We start from the raw sequence: 18099 nt of genomic DNA on the forward strand, positions 1-18099 counted from the left end.
CATATGGCAAAAGCTGCTTCACTCAGTAAAATAGCAGAAAATATCGCAAAAATCACCTTAACACGACCCAATGCAGCTAACTCCCTTTCTAGGCAAATGGTAAGTGAACTTGACAGCATCTTACATGAAATAAAATCGGATTCAGCGGTAAGATGTGTCATCATAACAGGACAAGGAACGAAAGCTTTTTGTGCTGGAGCAGATTTAAAAGAGCGAGCTTCAATGACTGAAAAAGAGGTGAGACAGACTTTAAATTGTATTCGGCAAATGATAGAACATATTGCGTTATTGCCTCAGCCAGTCATTGCTGCCATAAATGGCGCAGCACTTGGGGGTGGAACAGAGCTTGCCTTAGCATGTGATGTAAGAATTGCTTCAGAACAAGCTATTCTTGGATTAACGGAAACTTCACTTGGCATCATTCCAGGTGCGGGAGGAACACAACGTTTGCCTAGATTAATTGGATTGGGGAGAGCAAAGGAATTAATTTTTACGGCAAGAAAAATAACAGCACAAGAAGCACTGAAAATCGGTTTAGTAGAGTTTGTCGTTAGTGCGGACTCTCTTGAAGCAGAAGCCGTTTATTTAGCCAAACAAATTGTCGAAAATGCTCCAATAGCCGTTTCTCAGGCAAAATTCGCTATTGATAAAGGACTTGAAGTTGATTTACAAACTGGACTTGCTATAGAGAGAAAAGCATACGAATTAACGATTCCAACAAAGGATCGGAAAGAAGGATTACAAGCATTTAAAGAAAAGCGAGCGCCAAACTATACAGGTGAATAAAACGTGACACGATTTGTAGATAAAATGTAATAAGTGTCATCGAAAGGTTATGATTTTGTATTTTTTAAACAAGCATAAGCCCTCAGATAGTGAAATATATTTTATTGAGAGCAAATCTTACAAACTAATCATTGATGCTTTTTTCTTGTAAGTGATCAAAAATGAATCTTTTTAAAGCTCCAATATTGAAACAGGAGGGCAATCATATGAAGTGTAAAAGCTGTAATGGTAGTAAACATTTCAATTGCAAAGACTGTTCTGGTGAGGGGTTTAGACTTGTGGGTAACCAACCGTGCATTACCTGTGACGGTCAAGGGTTGATTGCATGTGCCACGTGTGAGGGACAGGGGAAAGTTGGATTTTTTAAATGGTTAAAATCTAGTTAACTAGAATGTCGTTTATAAAAAAGGGTGAATGGAAATGATGGCTGATCACATTTCACATTCACCTTTTTTATCGTCCAGGCAATGATAAAATTTTTGTACTGTGGATAAGCGCGCCGCATCCAGCTTCGAAGCTCAGGATGTGAAAATGCAGTCTATACGACAGGACGTCGCGTTTTTGACTGCCAGCGCCTAGCCCCTCTAGGGTCTAGTCACAAATGAATTGTAGACAAAGAACGTCTTCTATTCATTTGCGTCTTATTTGCCCGAGGCTATTCAAGGCGCTTGCGCTTTTGTTACTAAGAGCTAATACTTTGTTTTATTTCATTCGTAACAACTTTCATTTTTATTGTTGACCAGTTCATACGATAAAAACGTACCATCACCGTAATCCCGAAAAGAGCAAGATAAGAGTACAATGAAATCCATGCGCCGACACTGGATAACTGAAGGGTAAAGGTGAGAACATAGCTTAATGGAATAAAGAATACCCATCCTAATACAAGTGATGTTTTCAATAAGAAAGAAGTATCACCAATCCCTCTTAATCCGCCGGCATAGAAGTTTAGTAATCCATCAAATAATTGAAGAAAAGCGGATATCATAATAAGCTTTCCAGCCAGCTCATATACCAATGGATCACTTGTATAAATCTTTGCAATTGGTTCGGCAAGGAAAAATTGGAGAACCCCTAGTAATAATAGAAAAATACTTCCTAAAATGGCTGTATTTGTCCCTGCCTTTCTCCCTTCTAAAGGCCTGCCTTTTCCAATTTCCTGGCCGACTAAAATGGTTGCGGTTGAACCAAAGGCAAATGCAGGCATAAAGCCAAGGCTCATGACACTAAGTGCTACTTCATTCGCAGCTAAGGCATGGGTTCCTAATCTTGTAACAAATGCGGTAAACACAAACATAGCCATACTCATTGAAAACTCCTGGAATCCTAGTTTTGAGCTTTCTTTAAAGATAAGGGCAGATTCTAAGCGGTTAAATGGGACAATAGTTCTGGTTTCGAATGTAGTGTGAAGTTTAATAAAATAAACATATGCACAAATGAGAAACGTCACAATCTCTCCCGTTAAAAAGGCAATCCCTGCACCTTTTAATCCTAAATCAGGCATTCCAAGATTACCGTAGGTTAACCCATATGTAAGGAAAATCATGATCAAATTTCCAATAATCGCACTGATCATAGGTGTTCTTGTATCACCAATCCCACGTAAAAAGCCATGGAATACAAAGACAAAAACGGAAAAAATCATTGCAAAAAAGCGAATTTGTAAATAGCTTTCACCTTCAATAATCATATCAGTAGAACTTCCCATCACTCGAAAAATGTCCCCGGGAAACAAAAGCCCTACAAGAAGGATTAGAATACTTGCAATCATACATAAATAAAAAGCGATATAAGTTCGTTCTACTCCTTTTTTCATTTGATTGGAACCGTAATTTTGTGCAACTAAATAATTGACTGTATGACCAATTCCGGAAAAAATCGCCCAAGCATTATACATAATAATGTTGGAAACTCCGACAATGGCAATTGCGAGTGCACCTAATTGCCCAACCATGATGAGGTTGATTGTTCCTGTCAGCGTCATGGAAGCAAACGACGCGATCGAAGGAATAGCTAACAGCAAAATCTTTTTCCAATCTTTCATCATACGCGTATCCCTGCTTTCCAAAGTTATCTATTTTATTTTAATGAGGAAAAAGATTGTTGTCTATCTATTTTTGAAAGCGATTTCCTCCTTTGTTTATAAAAAATTTTAAACATTGAATTAAACAAATCTACTCGCAAAGAAGGCTATATGTAATTTTTATAGAATATATTGTATTGTAAGTAAGGGCACTTTTCTATAGGTGTTGTTTTTTATAGGTTTTTTGCAAATAGATTGTTTAGGTTGATTGGAGCGGAAATCAACCTTTCCCTATACTTATTACATAGCAACAATCTTATGAAAACTGCCTGTAGTTTGTATTTTTAGAAAGGGGAGAAGTAAATGACTACTACATATAAATCAAGAGAAGAAGTACCAGATCATGAAAAATGGGATCTGTCTGATCTGTATTCAAACATAGACGAATGGGACAAAGATTATCAATCCATTTCTAAAAAAGCGGAGGAATTAAAAAACTTTGATGGAAAGATCAATGATGGTCCATCCCTTTATTCTTTTTTAAAGAAACAGGAAGAATTATCTTATGCCTTTAATAAACTTTATGCTTATGCCATGCTTAAAGTGGATGAAGATACAAGGCAAACAAGTTCTCAATCATTATTAGACCAAGCAAAACAATTGAGTGTAAAGGTAGGCTCCTCAACTTCGTTTTTTATGCCGTTTCTTTTAAGCCTACAAGAAGAAACATTGAAAGCTTATATTGCATCAGAGCAAAAGCTCGATTATTTTGAACAAGATTTATGGGAATCTTTTCGCTATAAAAAGCATGTATTAAGTAAAGAGCAAGAAGAAATTGTCTCAAAACTAGGGGAGGCACTTTCAGCTCCAAGTAATACATTCGGTATGCTGAGCAATGCGGATATAAAATTTGGAGAAGTCACAACCGACAATGGTGAAAAAGTCGAGTTAACAAGAGGAATGTATGCAAAGCTAATAGAAGATGAGGATCGAAACAAGCGTAAAGAAGCATACAAAGCATATTATCAGCCATATGTTCAGTTGAAAAATTCAATTGCCTCCACACTTTCAGCAGCGATCAAAAATAATGTAACACTGGCAAAACTGCGTCAATACCCATCTGCATTAGAAAAAGCATTATTCGGTGATAATGTCCCAAAAGAGGTATATGTAAACCTTATAAAGTCTACAAAAGAACATTTATCATCCTTGCATCAATATTCAACCCTTCGTAAACAAACATTGAAGGTTGATGAATTAAGACAATATGATATGAGTGTTCCGCTTGTAAGCGGTGTGAAGCAGGTGATTTCATATGAGGAAGCGTATGATATCATGTGCAAAGCACTTTCTCCTTTAGGTGAGGATTATATTGATACACTCAAGGAATTTAAACAATCACGTTACCTTGATGTAAGAGAAACACCTGGAAAGCGATCAGGTGCATATAATTTAGGCGTATATGGTGTTCATCCGTTTATTCTTTTGAATCATCAAGATGATCTTGATAGCTTGTTTACATTAGCTCATGAATGCGGCCATGGAGTACATAGTAAATTAAGCTCTCTTCATCAGCCGCAAATCACGGCCAGATATAGTATTTTTGTGGCTGAGGTAGCATCAACAGTCAATGAAGTTCTGCTGATCAACTATTTATTAAATACTGAAACAAACGTTGATATACGAAAGCATTTAGTCAATCATTTTATTGATCAGTTCAAAGGAACATTCTTTACACAAGTAATGTTTGCAGAGTTTGAAATGAAAACACATGAATTAGCTGAACAAGGTCGCCCATTAAATGTTGATGTATTTAATGAAACGTATGAAACACTGTTTAGAGAGTATTATGGTGATGAAGTCGTATTTGATGAAGAGGTAAAATACGGATGGTCAAGAATTCCTCATTTTTACCGTCCATTTTATGTGTATAAGTATGCGACTGGTTTTGCTTCTGCGATCCATATCGCAACCAAAATTCTTGAAGGTGATCAAAATACACTCACATCATATCTGGATTTCCTGAAAAGCGGAAGCTCTGATTATCCATTAGAATTACTAAAGAAAACGGGTGTAGACTTAACATCATCAGAGCCTATTGAAAATTCACTTGAAAAATTTAGTGAGTTAGTGAATGAACTTACTTCTTTATTACAATAAACGAAAAAAACAGAGATGACCCTTTAATCATCTCTGTTTTTTGTTTAAATTCTTTTAACTAAGATTGCTTCCCTCATTTTGTCTAACGCTTCTTTCCCTTCCTTGCCTCGCTTCAACAAGATGTTTACATACAGAACGTCAATTAACGTTAATTGTGCTATTCGTGATGACAATGCCTCTGAACGATATTCTGTTTCATCTGATACAGTAAATAAAGGAATATCGACCGCGGCGCTTAATGGTGATTTGGCATAGTTTGTGATCGCAATCATCTTTGCGCCGGTTGATTTCACAATATTTAAAATGTGAAGGATATCTTTTGATGATCCTGAGTGGGAGATAAAGACGGCACAATCCTTTTCCGTCATTTGTGATGCAGCCATGAGCTGGAAATGAGTATCAATGACAGCATGCACTTTTAAGCCTGTCCGTATTAACTTATGATAGGCATCAAGTGCAATAATACTCGAACCGCCACTTCCGAAGAACTCTATTGTGTTAGCACCGATTAGGCTATCCACCGCTAATTGTATCTGCTCTTCATTTAAGACCGAGAGTGTATCTTCAAGCGTTTTCATATTTGAACGAACAACTTTTGTTGCAATCGTATCTACACTATCACCCTCACTCACTTTTTCATGAATATCCTGAAGAGGGGAGACGACTTCTGAAGCTAGTGCTATTTTCATGGCCTGATAACCCTTATAGCCTACTCGTTTGCAAAAACGAAAAACAGTTGAATCTGCGACTTCTAAATCCTCAGCTAATTGATTAATGGAAGAATGAATAATCTTATTAGGATTTTTTAAAATATAATCGGCAATTTTTCTTTCCGTCACACTAAACTTTGGATAAAGCTTTCGAATCGTGACTAGACAAGGATCTTGAGACTTTTTCATTATGCTTCACTCCTGATAGGGCTTTCTTTTATTATACTAAATTTCAAAGAAAGAAAAAATATTTTTCTGGATACGCTTGCAAAAAGAAATTTTTTTCTTATAATAGAACTATCAAGAAAATTTATTCCGCAAACAGATAGGATGATAAGACATGCAAATAGGAATGATAGGCTTAGGAAAAATGGGATATCAATTATCTCTTAATTTAGTAGATAAAGAGTATGATGTCGTTGCCTTTGATCTAAATCAAGAATCTATGAAAAAAATTTCTTCTATGGGAGTGAAAACGGCTGATTCAATTGAACAGCTTGTTAGTAAACTATCAAAACCAAGAACAGTTTGGCTAATGGTTCCCGCAGGAGAGGCAACACAATCTGTTTTTGAACAAATGCTCCCACATTTAGAAGAGGGAGATCGGATAATAGACGGTGGAAACGCTCATTATAAAGATTCATTAAAACGAAATGAAATATGTGAATCAAAAGGAATTTACTTTTTTGACTGTGGAACAAGCGGCGGAGTAGATGGTGCTCGAAATGGAGCTTGTACAATGATCGGTGGAAATGAAGAGGTATTCAAAGAAATCGAACCTATCTTCCAAGATATCACGGTTGAAAACGGTTACCTATATTCTGGAAAAGCTGGGAGCGGCCATTTTCTAAAAATGGTTCATAACGGAATTGAGTACGGAATGATGCAAGCGATTGCTGAAGGTTTTGATTTACTTGAAAAAAGCCCTTTTGAGTACGATTATGAAAAAGTTGCACGAGTGTGGAATAATGGGTCTGTGATCCGTTCGTGGTTAATGGAGTTAACTGAAAACGCATTCTCTAAGGATGAAAAGCTAGATGGTATCAAAGGGATTATGCATTCATCTGGTGAAGGCAAATGGACAGTTGAAACAGCTTTAGATCTTCAAACTGCTGCTCCAGTCATCACAATGGCTTTAATGATGCGATATCGCTCATTAGAGGAGGATACCTTTACAGGAAAAGTAGTGGCGGCATTGCGTAATGAATTTGGCGGCCATGCTGTAGAAAGAAAATAAAATTGGTTGGAAAAAGAAAAGCTATAAGAAATCGAACTTGTTACATCATAGAAAGGTAGTGACAGATATGTCAGATCAAATGTTAATATTAGTCGCTTTAGCAGGCATTTTTCTTCTTTTATTTTTAGTCATTCGTACAAAATTACACGCGTTTGTTGCGCTATTATTAGTAAGTTTAATTGTAGGTATTTTAGCAGGTATGCCTTTAAATGACGTTGTTACTTCGATGCAAAATGGAATGGGCGGAACCCTCGGGTTCGTAGCTGTTGTCGTCGGTTTAGGGGCTATGTTTGGACAAATGCTTGAGGTTTCAGGTGGAGCTGAGCGTCTTGCCCAAACTCTTGTGAAAAAATTTGGTGAAGATAAATCACAATGGGCATTAGGTGTAACAGGTTTTCTTGTTGCCATCCCGGTATTCTTTGATGTTGGATTTATTATTTTAGTACCAATTGTTTATGGATTAGCAAAGAAAACAGGAAAATCTCTTTTATATTATGGAATTCCTTTATTAGCGGGATTAGCAGTCACTCACAGCTTTATACCGCCAACACCTGGTCCAATTGCGGTTGCGGATTTAATTGGAGCAGATCTTGGTTGGGTTATTTTATTCGGGGCAATTGCCGGTGTACCAGCAATGATTTTAGCAGGACCGCTTTTTGCAAAATATATTTCGAAAAAATTACATGTTGTTGTACCAGATTATATGAATCTTGAAGAAATTGAGTATGATAAAGAACTACCAAGCTTTAAATTAATTGCATCATTAATCATGATTCCTTTAGTATTAATTTTACTGAACACGGTTTCAGGTGTATTATTAGAAGATGGAAATATAGTTCGTCAAATTTTAACATTCTTAGGTCACCCATTTGTGGCACTTACGATTGCAACAATTTTAACATTTATTTTCTTAGGTACAAAACGTGGATATTCTCGTCAAGAAGTACAAGATATTGCTACGAAAGCTTTAGAGCCGGCAGGGATCATTATTTTAGTTACAGGTGCTGGTGGTGTATTTAAGCAGATTTTAATTGACTCAGGTGTAGGCGAAGTACTTGGTGAAATGATGGCAGGCTCTCCGTTGCCACCAATTTTGTTAGCGTTTTTAATTGCAGCAGCTGTACGTGTTGCACAAGGTTCTGCAACAGTATCAATGGTAACAGCTGCAGGATTAATGGCTCCACTTATTGAGCTTTTAGCTCTGGAAGGACCAGTTTTAGGTTTACTCGTTATTGCAATCGCTTCAGGTGCAACTGTTCTATCACATGTAAACGATTCAGGCTTCTGGTTAGTTGGCCGTTACTTTGGATTAAGTGTAAAAGACACATTGAAATCATGGACTGTGATGGAAACGATCATCGGTTTAGTTGGTGTCGGAGTTGCATTAATTTTAGGGATTTTTATTGCATAATTTCGGATGAGGGACAACCTATTAGGGTTTTCCCTTTTCTCTCATTTTAGGAGGAATTTTCATGAGTAATTATATGATGGGTGTCGATATAGGAACAACAAGTACAAAAGCTGTTATTTTTAATAAAGAAGGGAAAGCAATCAGTCGCTATGGTGTAGAGTATCCTCTACATACACCAACACCAGCAACAGCTGAGCAGGACCCAGAGGAAATTTTTCAAGCTGTGTTAACGGTGATGAAAAATAGTTTGCTAGAAGCGAATGTTTCTGGTGATGAAGTTCAATTTGTATCGTTTAGTTCAGCAATGCATAGCTTAATCGTGATGGATAGCGAAGGAACTCCACTCACTCGTTCGATTACATGGGCTGATAACAGAAGTGCGGAATATGCGGAAAAACTAAAAAATGATTACAATGGTCATGAAATTTATTTGCGTACAGGTACACCGATTCATCCGATGTCTCCTTTAGTTAAATTATTATGGTTGAAAAATGAGCATAGTGAATTAATGCAACCGCAATATAAATTTATCTCTATAAAAGAATATGTGTTTTATCGTTTATTTGGTGAGTATGTTATTGATTATTCCATTGCATCAGCAACAGGTATGTTTAATTTAGAAAATTTAGATTGGGATGAAGAAGCACTAAAGGTTGCAGGCGTAACAAAAGGTCAGCTATCAAAACCTGTTAGTACAACAGATACGATAAAAGGATTATCTCCTGAATTCGCAAAATTGACAGGACTTCCAGAAAATACTCCTTTCGTAGTTGGCGCAAGTGATGGAGTTCTTTCAAACCTTGGTGTAAATGCCATTGAACCAGGTGTTGTTGCGGTAACAATTGGGACAAGTGGTGCGATCCGTGCGGTCACAGATCGACCTGTGACAGATCCGAAGGGCCGTATTTTTTGTTATGCCCTAACCGATAAGCATTGGGTCATTGGTGGGCCAGTAAATAATGGCGGAATGATTTTCCGATGGGTTCGTGATGAATTAGCAAATGCTGAGGTTGAAACAGCCAAACGTTTAGGAATTGATCCATATGAAGTGTTAACAAAAATAGCCGAGACAGTACCACCAGGATCAAATGGACTACTATTCCATCCGTATTTGGCAGGAGAAAGAGCGCCTTTATGGAATGCAAATGCTCGAGGCTCTTTCTTTGGATTGGGAATGCACCATAAAAAAGAACATATGATTCGCGCTGTCCTTGAGGGTGTAATGTTAAATCTTTATAGTGTGCTTTTAGCTCTTGAAGAATTAATTGGGACTCCTACGCGCGTTCAAGCAACTGGAGGGTTTGCTAGGTCTGTACTTTGGAGACAAATGCTTGCCGATGTATTTGATCAAGAGGTTACGATTCCTGAAAGCTTTGAAAGCTCATGTTTAGGTGCTATTGTTTTAGGAATGTACGGCTTTGGTGAACTCAATTCATTAAGTGAAGTAGAAAAAATGGTAGGATCTATTCATTCACATCAACCAAATAAAGAAGCAACAGCTGCCTATCGCGAGCTAATGCCAATATTTATTAGACTTTCAAGACTGTTGGAAAATGAATACGATGAGATTAGTGCGTTTCAACAGAGATTTTCATAATACATTAAGGATTTAATGATATAAAAACGTTGAGTAAAATTTGATACTCGACGTTTTTTATTATTCTTTTTTCATCAATTCATATTGCCGTTTTGATAGTTGGAATAAGATGGCCTTTTCAAGGAACATTTACTGGCTTCTTCACGTAATGCCGGTGCGTAATAACTTAACTTTTTAATAAAATAACATGTTTCCGGAAAATGATGTTCAAGGAAGCGAAGAGTTGATTTATTTAGGATCGTATTTTCTTTATATTTAATCACCATACGATAAATAAACCTGCTCATTTCAATGGTCGTTTTACCCACATCGTTTGCAAATTCTTTCTGCCGAGGAAAATTAGGTTCTTTAAATCTCAAATAACCTTTTAAATGGCGATTTTGAATTATAAAAGCTTGATAACTGCTAATATAGACCTCTGCTTGTCTAGTTGCCATCAATTCGATTGGGTCAAGTAAGTTTTGAAAAAGAAGCACGTGGCCTAATTGATCCTCCAGCCATAAGTCCATTAGGTCAACTAAGGTTAGAGGAACAGGTTTTTTCCCTTGGACTAAGAAAGTTAAAATACGCAGGTACTCTTGATTCTCTGCAAGTGTTCCATTTAAATATGTAGGAGACAAATTTAAATTCACCTTATTATCAATCCGAAGTGATTGCAGTTTCCCTTCAAATTCATAATAGCCTTTTGCGACTTGCAATGCTCTTTTAGCAAAGTAAATCATCTTTTCATCAGTATGTTGAACTGTTCTTGGAATCGAGTGTAACATGGAGATGAGTTCACCAAACAAATGAATATACTGCTGTGATGTATTGACATATTCAGCCTCACTCACAGAGAGATGATCCCTCACAAAATAAGCATGATCTTGTAGAACCTCTAACCAAAATAAATGCTCATCCCAAATAGGTATCAAATTGGTTGTCATCTTTTCCCACCTCTATTATATAGACTCTTTTCTTACAACATTTAAAAAGTCATTCTTTTTCAGTACTTAAAACAGTTATTGGTTTTATATTTATGACAGAGGAGGGGCAGAAATGAATTTTTGATCATATTTGGCTATTTATCATGAGATTTACATAACATACCCAAAATTCCTCAATCTTGGAAAATGAAATATATGAAAAAATGAGAAGAGGGTTCTGGATAACATGTGGAACACAAAACTCTTTATGATTTCCATAACTCTCTTGCCTTGGCTGCTGTTCACTATGAATGAAAAATATTTTTATCGAAATCCATATAGTGATTGATGTTACATGCGTTTTTGCCAATAATTTTAAAAGCTCCTCTAAACGGTTAGTCTAAAAAGCAGGAAGACAGTAGGCTCACGGTGAATGTATTAAGTAAGAAACCATAAGGAGGAGTTTGACTATGCCGCATTTATCACTCACAACTTGGAGTCTTCATCGAGAACTAGGACCGTTAAGATGGACGTATTGGGATAAAAATGAAAAAACACATAAAACGAAGATCGAACAACAACCGGAAAATACGACATTACTTGAATTGCCAGCTATTTTGGTCAAACAACAATTTCAATCATTAGAAGTCTGTCATTTTCATTTTCCAAGTCTCGAGAAAGATTACTTGTTTCAGTTGAAACATTCATTTGAAACGTCAGGAATGAATTTTCATTGTTTACTAGTCGATTATGGTGATATTAGCTCTTCTGATGAAAATAGACGTAAAGCTGATATAGAATATATAAAAAATTGGGTTGATATTGCTTCAGTCGTTGGTGCTAAAAGCATTCGAGTCATTGCTGGGGAAGCACCTCCCACAGATATACAAGCATTAAAACGTTCAAAGGAGAGCTTGAAAGAAATAGTGGCGTACGCTTTACCAAAACAAGTCCGTGTTGTAACTGAAAATTTTAAACCGCTTTCTTCTACAAAGGAAAACTGTATTGAATTACTATCTGACAATGAGTTAGGACTTACAGTGGATTTTGGTAATTTTAACAAAGATGTGAAATACGATTCGATAAAGAATCTAATGCCATATGCTGAGTCCGTGCACGCAAAAGCAAATTATGATCAACATGGAATAATCGATGAAGATGAGTTTCGTCAATCATTAGATATAGTGGCGGAGCATCGTTATAATGGTCCGATTACATTAGTATATGATGGACCTGGTAACCTTTGGGAAGGTATTCAACGAGTTAAGGCTGTCGCTAAGGAATATTTATAAATAGCGGAATAAAGTGGTGAGGATATAGATGAAGTGTGCTCTTGTTATTGGAGGTTCTGGCATGTTATCAAAGGTTTCACTTTGGCTCGCACAACATTACGACCGTGTGTATGTCATAGGAAGAAGTGCCAAAAAGATGAACCATCTTCAAAGTCAAGCAGATCATCCAAGCAAAATCATTCCTGTCTATGTCGATTATACAAATGACGAACAATTCGTAGAAAGTATTCATAGCCTTTTAGGAAACTGTCACATTGAGTTAATTGTTTCGTGGATTCACTCTACTGCACCTAGGGCACTACAAACACTGCTCAATATGGTAGAAGAGGAAGGACAACCTTTTCATGTTTACCACGTCTTAGGTAGCAAAGCCAATTTATCAGAAATAAAAAAGAATTTATATCTATCAGAGTTATGTACATACCATCAAGTTCAATTAGGATTTAAAAAGGAAGGACATAGTCTTAGGTGGCTAAGCCATGATGAAATTAGCCAAGGTGTGATCGACTCCATTAAAGAAAAGAAAGAAGTAAATACGATAGGAACACTTTCATAAAGACAAAAGATTAAATGAATACCTAGAAACACCGACATTAGCCTATACCCTATTACCCATTCTTGAATAGAATGTAACGATTTTAAAAAGAATGGGGAGAGGAAAAATGTCTAAGTCGAAAAAAGAACAAGTAATTAGAGTAGACAATTTGGTTATTCATGCTAAAGAAGTAAAAATCATTACTGAAAAAAAACATGACCATGATCATGATGATGACCGTCATGAAAGAAGAAGAGATCCATGGGGAATGTTGTGGGGAAGAAGACCGCTAGTAGAAAGTGAAGAAGATCGGGATGACGATAAATAATTTAGTTGAAGGCAATTGAGACGGGGAAACTCGTCTTTTTTGTTATTTAACAAAAATAGTGAAAATTCCGATTGAATTTTTATTCAACTTACTGTATAAATATATATATAGATACATAGAAATACATGATGATTTAGAAGGTGAATAGAATGAATTATACGTATTCAAATGAACTTCCTTCTTTTGAACAATTTGTTCAGTTGCATGAAGCGAGTGGATTAATAAAAAGTAAAAAAGGAACATATACAAGAGAACAATTATATCAAGCTGCTGAGAACAGCTGGTTTCATATATCAATTTATGATCAGGAAAAATTGATTGGATTTGGAAGAATGATATCAGATGGTGTGTATCAAGCATTAATTTGTGATGTCATGGTAGATCCAACATACCAAAATCAAGGATTAGGGAAACAAGTGATCGAGCAGCTTCTTAAAAAATGTAAAGAATCTGGAATCCTATCAATTCAGCTCTTCTCTGCAAAAGGAAAACAACAATTTTATAAAAAGTTAGGTTTTGAGGAAAGAGAGCAGGATGCACCAGGAATGTCCCTCATCCTATAGAAAGTTCAGTGAATAATAAAAACACTGATCTTTTTTTTTGTTAAAAATTAGTACCAAGTACTAATAACAAGTGTTAAAATGGAAAAAGATACCTATAAGTGGAGGGGTTACATGATTGATATCAATGAAGTAAAAGAAATGATCCAACATCGCTATCCATTTTTATTAATTGATAAAATTGTCGAAATACAAGCAGGCATAAAAGCAATCGGGATAAAAAATGTCACGATAAACGAAAGTTTTTTTAATGGTCATTTTCCTGATTATCCTGTTATGCCAGGAGTACTCATTGTCGAAGCTTTAGCTCAAGTGAGTGCGATTGCAATGCTAACGAAAGATGAATATAAAGGTCGATTAGGCTTTCTAGCGGGTATTGATCAATGTCGTTTTAAGCATCAAGTAAAACCAGGAGATCAATTAATTCTAGAAGTTGATATAATCCGAATTAAAGGGGCATTCGGAAAAGGGAAAGGAAAAGCAACTGTTGATGGAAAACTTGTGTGTGAAACAGAGATCCTTTTTGCTTTTGGTGAATGAATTTTTAGAACCGTAGGGTGGCGATATAAATTGAGTTGGGAAATTTCGCTCATTAGACATGGAAAGTCAGTGTTGAATGAAAACCAAAAGAAAAATTGCGAAGAGTTTGAAGAATGGGTTCATAGCTATAATTTAAGTGGGGTGGTCGAAGAAAAAGACCTTCCACCTTCTACTCTTCAAAAGGTGGCTCATGCTAAAGTTTTCATTACAAGTGATTTAAAAAGATCAATAGAATCTGCTAAGTTATTACGAAATAATGTACTTGTTATGACAGATACCTTATTCCGGGAAGTAGAATTGCCTATACCTTCAACAAAATTAGGCAATATAAAACTAAATCCGCAAGTATGGACCGCGATATTAAGATGTTTATGGCTTTGCGGCTATTCGAATAGATGTGAATCGTATGAGAGTGCAAAGGAAAGAGCAAAAAAAGCAGCTGTTCAATTAATAGAATATGCTGAAGAATATCATTCGGTTGTCGTTGTTGGCCATGGCTTTTTTAATCTATTACTTGCAAAAGAGCTTTTAAAAAGGGGATGGAACGGACAGAAAATAAAAAGCACAAAGCATTGGAGTATTTCTAGTTATACATATAAGGCCACCAATTACATGTAATTGATGGCCATATCAATATTTGATTCATTTTTATTATTAATCATAATCATTCCATAAAGCTACTTTATAAATTGAAAAATATCCCCATAAGAGAATAGATAATAACAGTTGAAAAGAGAATGGTCATATGGACTAAGGAATAAATAAACATTGATTTTGCCCATTTCTCAGAATCCATCCTTTTATAACCGAAAACACTTAAAATAAGCCATGCAACACTTAAAAGAAGTGCTACTAACATAAGACCAGTGCTTAAAGAATGAAAAAGAAAACTTATACCAATTAATACAATTAAATAAAGGTTCGTTTGTAAATATGTTCTCTTAACTCCCTTTACAACTGGCAACATAGGTACATTTGCAGCCTTATATTCATCGTGTTTCCTTATTGCTATGGCATAGAAATGCGGCATTTGCCAAATAACAGTGATGATAAACAACCCAACAATAGCAGGATGTGAAATGTCTGGATACATAGCCGCCCATCCAATAAGAGGAGGCATTGCACCTGAGATACTCCCAATTTCTGTATTGTAAACTGTTCTCCTTTTACTCCAAATTGTATAGGGGAAGATATAAAAAAATAAACCTAGGAATCCTAGAAATGCTGCTAAAGGTGTTGTAAATGCAAGTGCTATTATTCCGAAAAAAGTCATGAGGATACCGATCCACAGTACAATTTTAGGTCTAATCTCTCCCGTTACAGTAGGTCTGTTTTTTGTTCTCTGCATGATAGAATCGATGTCCCGGTCATAAAGATTATTGAAAGCGCCTGCTGCCCCAATTACTAAGATAGAGCCGATTAAAGCTAAAATGATATCAGGTAATTTCTCAAAAATGCTTATTTGATAGGTATACAATGACAATGTTAATCCGGCAAACATGGGAATCAGGTTAGATTTAATAATTCCTGTTTTTATCGTTTGTGCCAATATTTTTGACAAAGTTTTTTGCTGGTTTTCTTCCTCACCCATTATTTTCTTTTCCCCTTTTATTTAATAGAAAGTTATTTGTATATTAGGCTGTTTTCGCAAGCCTTGTTGCTTTATAAAAGTAATGTGAATGTTGTTAAAGGATAATAAACAACAATCTATTACAATAGAGCCGTATTTTAAAAAGCTATTGTGAATCTTTTGGATACTAAATAGAATATAAATACTACATGGTATATTAATTCTAGATGGTATGATTGTCAAGAAAAAGGAGGATGGAGAATGGGTAGACAACGATTATCGCAAAAGGAGCGAAAAGAGGAAACACGGAAGTTACTATTAGAATCAGCTGTTGAAATCTTTGCTGAGTTGGGCTTTCACGGTGCGTCAGTTGAGAAAATTGCAGAACATGCTGGATTTAGTAAGGGTGCAGTGTATGGTCATTTTGATTCAAAGGAAGAGTTATTTTTGGGCCTCTTGGAACAACAAATGAATATACATATTAAGAATGTTCATCGATTAATAGAACAACAATATTCACTTTCAGAAATTATTGATCAAATGGAAGAGTACTTTTATATGGTGAAAGAGGAAAACCGAACGTGGAGTATGCTTAATATGGAGTTTCTTCTATATGCAATGCGAAATGAATCTGCTCGAAAACAATGGTCTGAAATGATCACGAAATCAGTGGGGCAAATTTCCAAATCTATCGAAATATTAATGGCGAAAGAGAATCATGAGCTTACTCTTTCATCAGTAGAAATGGCATGGACAATTGTTTCGTTAGAAAACGGAATGTCCATTTTCCACTTCATTACTGAGGATAATGTTCCATTGGGGCTATATGGAAAGGCATTGAAGAATTTGCTTCTCTCCCCAGAAAAAGAGCAATAGAGAAAGTTCTAAAATTTTCATAAACATAGTATCTTTAATATGGTAATATTTACAATATATATAAATAATGGAGGGATCATACCCGAAAAAGGAGAACTGAATGAATAAACATGTCCCTGCAATTATATCGATTTTTCTTCTTTTCTTCATTGTTGCATGTAACGGAATGAATCAACAGAATATTGTTTCCTCCAGTGAAATAACAGAAAGAGAGGATTTTTTCCTTTCGACAACAACAGAGCAATCCTTTGTATTTGATTTTCATACAGATAATTCGTATAAAGAGGTATCTGTTTGGGTTGAAAAGTACGAATCTGGAGCATATGTCGGAGAAATAAACAGAATCACCTCAGAAATAGGAAAAGAAGGAATGCTCATGTTTACCACGTCAAAACTAATAGAAGAAAACAATAATGAATCTCTATTTACAGTTAGTATTAAGAGTGAGGATGGTTCAGCAACAGGTTGGAGCCCAGAAATGATAGATGAAGAAAGAGCTGTTTGGGGTCCAAATCCATCTGAAACTATACCGATTAAGGGGCAAATGGTGCTAGCAAGCATTAGCTATGTTGATGATAAAAATGAGATGCGAACATTTTCTCCGGATTTTTATGATGAAATTGATCATCATAAAGAAGAGTTGAAACAGTATCAATCCGTTTATCTTTTTAGGTGTGAATTTAAATAATAGTTATATTGATAGCTTCATATAAAGGATAACAGGCCATTATTAAAATTTTTAGGGACGTGTCCACAACAAAGGACATTCCATACATAGTATGAAACAAGGTCTTACTGTAAAGGAGAAAAATAATGCCATGTTTCATTAAAAATGTAACGATAGAAAGTGTTAGCGGCGGGATTGTAAATTTCGGTGATTCGAATTCCATATCTCCTAAAAGTGTTGAAAGGTCCACTTCAGGTTCGGGAGGCGGAGGAACCGGAGACTTTCAAGTGGTGATAAACGGGAAAAGCATAACGAATAGTTCAAGCCAATATACTGAAAAATAAGAAGGCACTTTTGATAATGTGCCTTCTTATTTTTTACTATTTACTCATCATCTCTAAATTTTTTTCGATCTGGTATGATTTCTTCTGATATTTCTGCATGATATCGTAAGTTACCTATTCTTCCTAAATCTTCTTTTTCATGAAGAGTATGATTCAATAAATATCGATGGAAAAACATCTCGAATAAAGCAATACCGATAGCTGATACCAATGACGCTAAAAATACATTTGTCGTTGATAAGGTAATGTTTGCTAAGTAAAACCAAGTAATAAGCATGGCGATTGCAAAATCAGAAATAGTCGCTGTTATGTTCGTTGTTCTTGGTAATAAAATAAGGTCACCAAGAAGATAAGAAACAACGCCAATGATTAACGTTAAGACAAATACATCCCCAATCGAGTATTGAAAAAATAAACCTAAAATCAACATTAACATTAAGAAGGTCGCAACTGCTTTTATCAGAAAGGCTTGAATATGATTCATCTATTATTCCCCCTCACTTTTTCATTATTACTATTTACTCCCTGCAAAAATCTTATGTAAGAAATTGTATCCAA

At 35.7% G+C, this 18099-nt stretch carries 19 protein-coding genes; 14 read left to right on the forward strand and 5 right to left on the reverse strand.

The features are described from left to right. Positions 1–3: 3 nt before the first annotated feature. On the forward strand, positions 4–786 hold the full coding sequence (locus AC4GZ8_RS01905) for an enoyl-CoA hydratase (protein WP_491080107.1): 783 nt from the start codon (positions 4–6) through the stop codon (positions 784–786). A 682-nt stretch (positions 787–1468) separates the two neighbouring features. Here AC4GZ8_RS01905 and AC4GZ8_RS01910 read toward each other — a convergent pair. After that, positions 1469–2833, reverse strand: a complete 1365-nt coding sequence (locus AC4GZ8_RS01910; RefSeq protein ID WP_491080108.1) for an MATE family efflux transporter — start codon at positions 2831–2833, stop codon at positions 1469–1471. 339 nt (positions 2834–3172) lie between these two features. Between AC4GZ8_RS01910 and pepF the strand changes: the two genes are divergently transcribed. Beyond that, on the forward strand, positions 3173–4969 hold the full coding sequence (pepF, locus tag AC4GZ8_RS01915) for an oligoendopeptidase F (protein ID WP_491080109.1): 1797 nt from the start codon (positions 3173–3175) through the stop codon (positions 4967–4969). A gap of 44 nt (positions 4970–5013) precedes the next feature. Here pepF and AC4GZ8_RS01920 read toward each other — a convergent pair whose 3' ends face one another. Further along, positions 5014–5868, reverse strand: coding sequence for a MurR/RpiR family transcriptional regulator (locus tag AC4GZ8_RS01920; protein WP_491080110.1), 855 nt, complete (start codon positions 5866–5868; stop codon positions 5014–5016). Positions 5869–6019: 151 nt separating this feature from the next. Here AC4GZ8_RS01920 and gnd point away from each other — a divergent pair, with 151 nt between their 5' ends. From gnd to gntK, 3 genes are all read left to right on the forward strand, one after another. Then, entirely contained in the window at positions 6020–6916 is an 897-nt protein-coding gene (gnd, locus tag AC4GZ8_RS01925; protein WP_491080111.1) for a phosphogluconate dehydrogenase (NAD(+)-dependent, decarboxylating), read from the forward strand. Positions 6917–6983: 67 nt separating this feature from the next. Then, positions 6984–8327, forward strand: coding sequence for a GntP family permease (locus AC4GZ8_RS01930; protein ID WP_491080112.1), 1344 nt, complete (start codon positions 6984–6986; stop codon positions 8325–8327). A 55-nt stretch (positions 8328–8382) separates the two neighbouring features. Then, on the forward strand, positions 8383–9924 hold the full coding sequence (gntK, locus tag AC4GZ8_RS01935; RefSeq protein WP_491080407.1) for a gluconokinase: 1542 nt from the start codon (positions 8383–8385) through the stop codon (positions 9922–9924). A 74-nt stretch (positions 9925–9998) separates the two neighbouring features. Here gntK and AC4GZ8_RS01940 read toward each other — a convergent pair whose 3' ends face one another. After that, a complete protein-coding gene (locus AC4GZ8_RS01940) occupies positions 9999–10850 on the reverse strand; it encodes a DUF2935 domain-containing protein (RefSeq protein WP_491080113.1) in 852 nt (283 codons plus the stop codon). A gap of 449 nt (positions 10851–11299) precedes the next feature. Between AC4GZ8_RS01940 and AC4GZ8_RS01945 the strand changes: the two genes are divergently transcribed. The 6 genes from AC4GZ8_RS01945 to AC4GZ8_RS01970 all read left to right on the forward strand — a co-directional run bounded on the left by AC4GZ8_RS01945 (position 11300) and on the right by AC4GZ8_RS01970 (position 14702). Beyond that, positions 11300–12121, forward strand: coding sequence for a sugar phosphate isomerase/epimerase family protein (locus tag AC4GZ8_RS01945; protein WP_491080114.1), 822 nt, complete (start codon positions 11300–11302; stop codon positions 12119–12121). A 28-nt stretch (positions 12122–12149) separates the two neighbouring features. Beyond that, positions 12150–12677, forward strand: coding sequence for a Rossmann-fold NAD(P)-binding domain-containing protein (locus tag AC4GZ8_RS01950; RefSeq protein WP_491080115.1), 528 nt, complete (start codon positions 12150–12152; stop codon positions 12675–12677). Positions 12678–12783: 106 nt separating this feature from the next. After that, positions 12784–12984, forward strand: coding sequence for a hypothetical protein (locus AC4GZ8_RS01955; protein WP_491080116.1), 201 nt, complete (start codon positions 12784–12786; stop codon positions 12982–12984). 149 nt (positions 12985–13133) lie between these two features. Then, positions 13134–13547, forward strand: coding sequence for a GNAT family N-acetyltransferase (locus tag AC4GZ8_RS01960; RefSeq protein WP_491080117.1), 414 nt, complete (start codon positions 13134–13136; stop codon positions 13545–13547). Positions 13548–13658: 111 nt separating this feature from the next. Then, on the forward strand, positions 13659–14084 hold the full coding sequence (gene fabZ / locus AC4GZ8_RS01965; protein WP_491080118.1) for a 3-hydroxyacyl-ACP dehydratase FabZ: 426 nt from the start codon (positions 13659–13661) through the stop codon (positions 14082–14084). 30 nt (positions 14085–14114) lie between these two features. Next, positions 14115–14702: a histidine phosphatase family protein gene (locus AC4GZ8_RS01970; RefSeq protein WP_491080119.1), complete on the forward strand. Its 588-nt coding sequence runs from the start codon at positions 14115–14117 to the stop codon at positions 14700–14702. A gap of 64 nt (positions 14703–14766) precedes the next feature. Here AC4GZ8_RS01970 and cyoE read toward each other — a convergent pair whose 3' ends face one another. Next, positions 14767–15675, reverse strand: a complete 909-nt coding sequence (gene cyoE / locus AC4GZ8_RS01975) for a heme o synthase (protein WP_491080120.1) — start codon at positions 15673–15675, stop codon at positions 14767–14769. A 240-nt stretch (positions 15676–15915) separates the two neighbouring features. On the opposite strand from cyoE, the gene AC4GZ8_RS01980 reads away from it, so the two are divergent. From AC4GZ8_RS01980 to AC4GZ8_RS01990, 3 genes are all read left to right on the forward strand, one after another. Continuing rightward, the gene (locus AC4GZ8_RS01980) at positions 15916–16530 is read left to right on the forward strand and encodes a TetR family transcriptional regulator (RefSeq protein WP_491080121.1); all 615 of its coding nucleotides are present in this window, start codon (positions 15916–15918) and stop codon (positions 16528–16530) included. A 100-nt stretch (positions 16531–16630) separates the two neighbouring features. Further along, positions 16631–17218, forward strand: coding sequence for a YgaN family protein (locus tag AC4GZ8_RS01985; RefSeq protein ID WP_491080122.1), 588 nt, complete (start codon positions 16631–16633; stop codon positions 17216–17218). A gap of 125 nt (positions 17219–17343) precedes the next feature. Continuing rightward, positions 17344–17541, forward strand: a complete 198-nt coding sequence (locus AC4GZ8_RS01990; protein WP_491080123.1) for a spore germination protein — start codon at positions 17344–17346, stop codon at positions 17539–17541. 40 nt (positions 17542–17581) lie between these two features. On the opposite strand, the gene AC4GZ8_RS01995 is transcribed toward AC4GZ8_RS01990, so the two are convergent. Further along, a complete protein-coding gene (locus AC4GZ8_RS01995; RefSeq protein ID WP_491080124.1) occupies positions 17582–18025 on the reverse strand; it encodes a YndM family protein in 444 nt (147 codons plus the stop codon). Positions 18026–18099: the final 74 nt, after the last annotated feature.

The sequence above is a fragment of the Metabacillus sp. RB-C-LZQ-3-1 genome, from assembly GCF_058315175.1.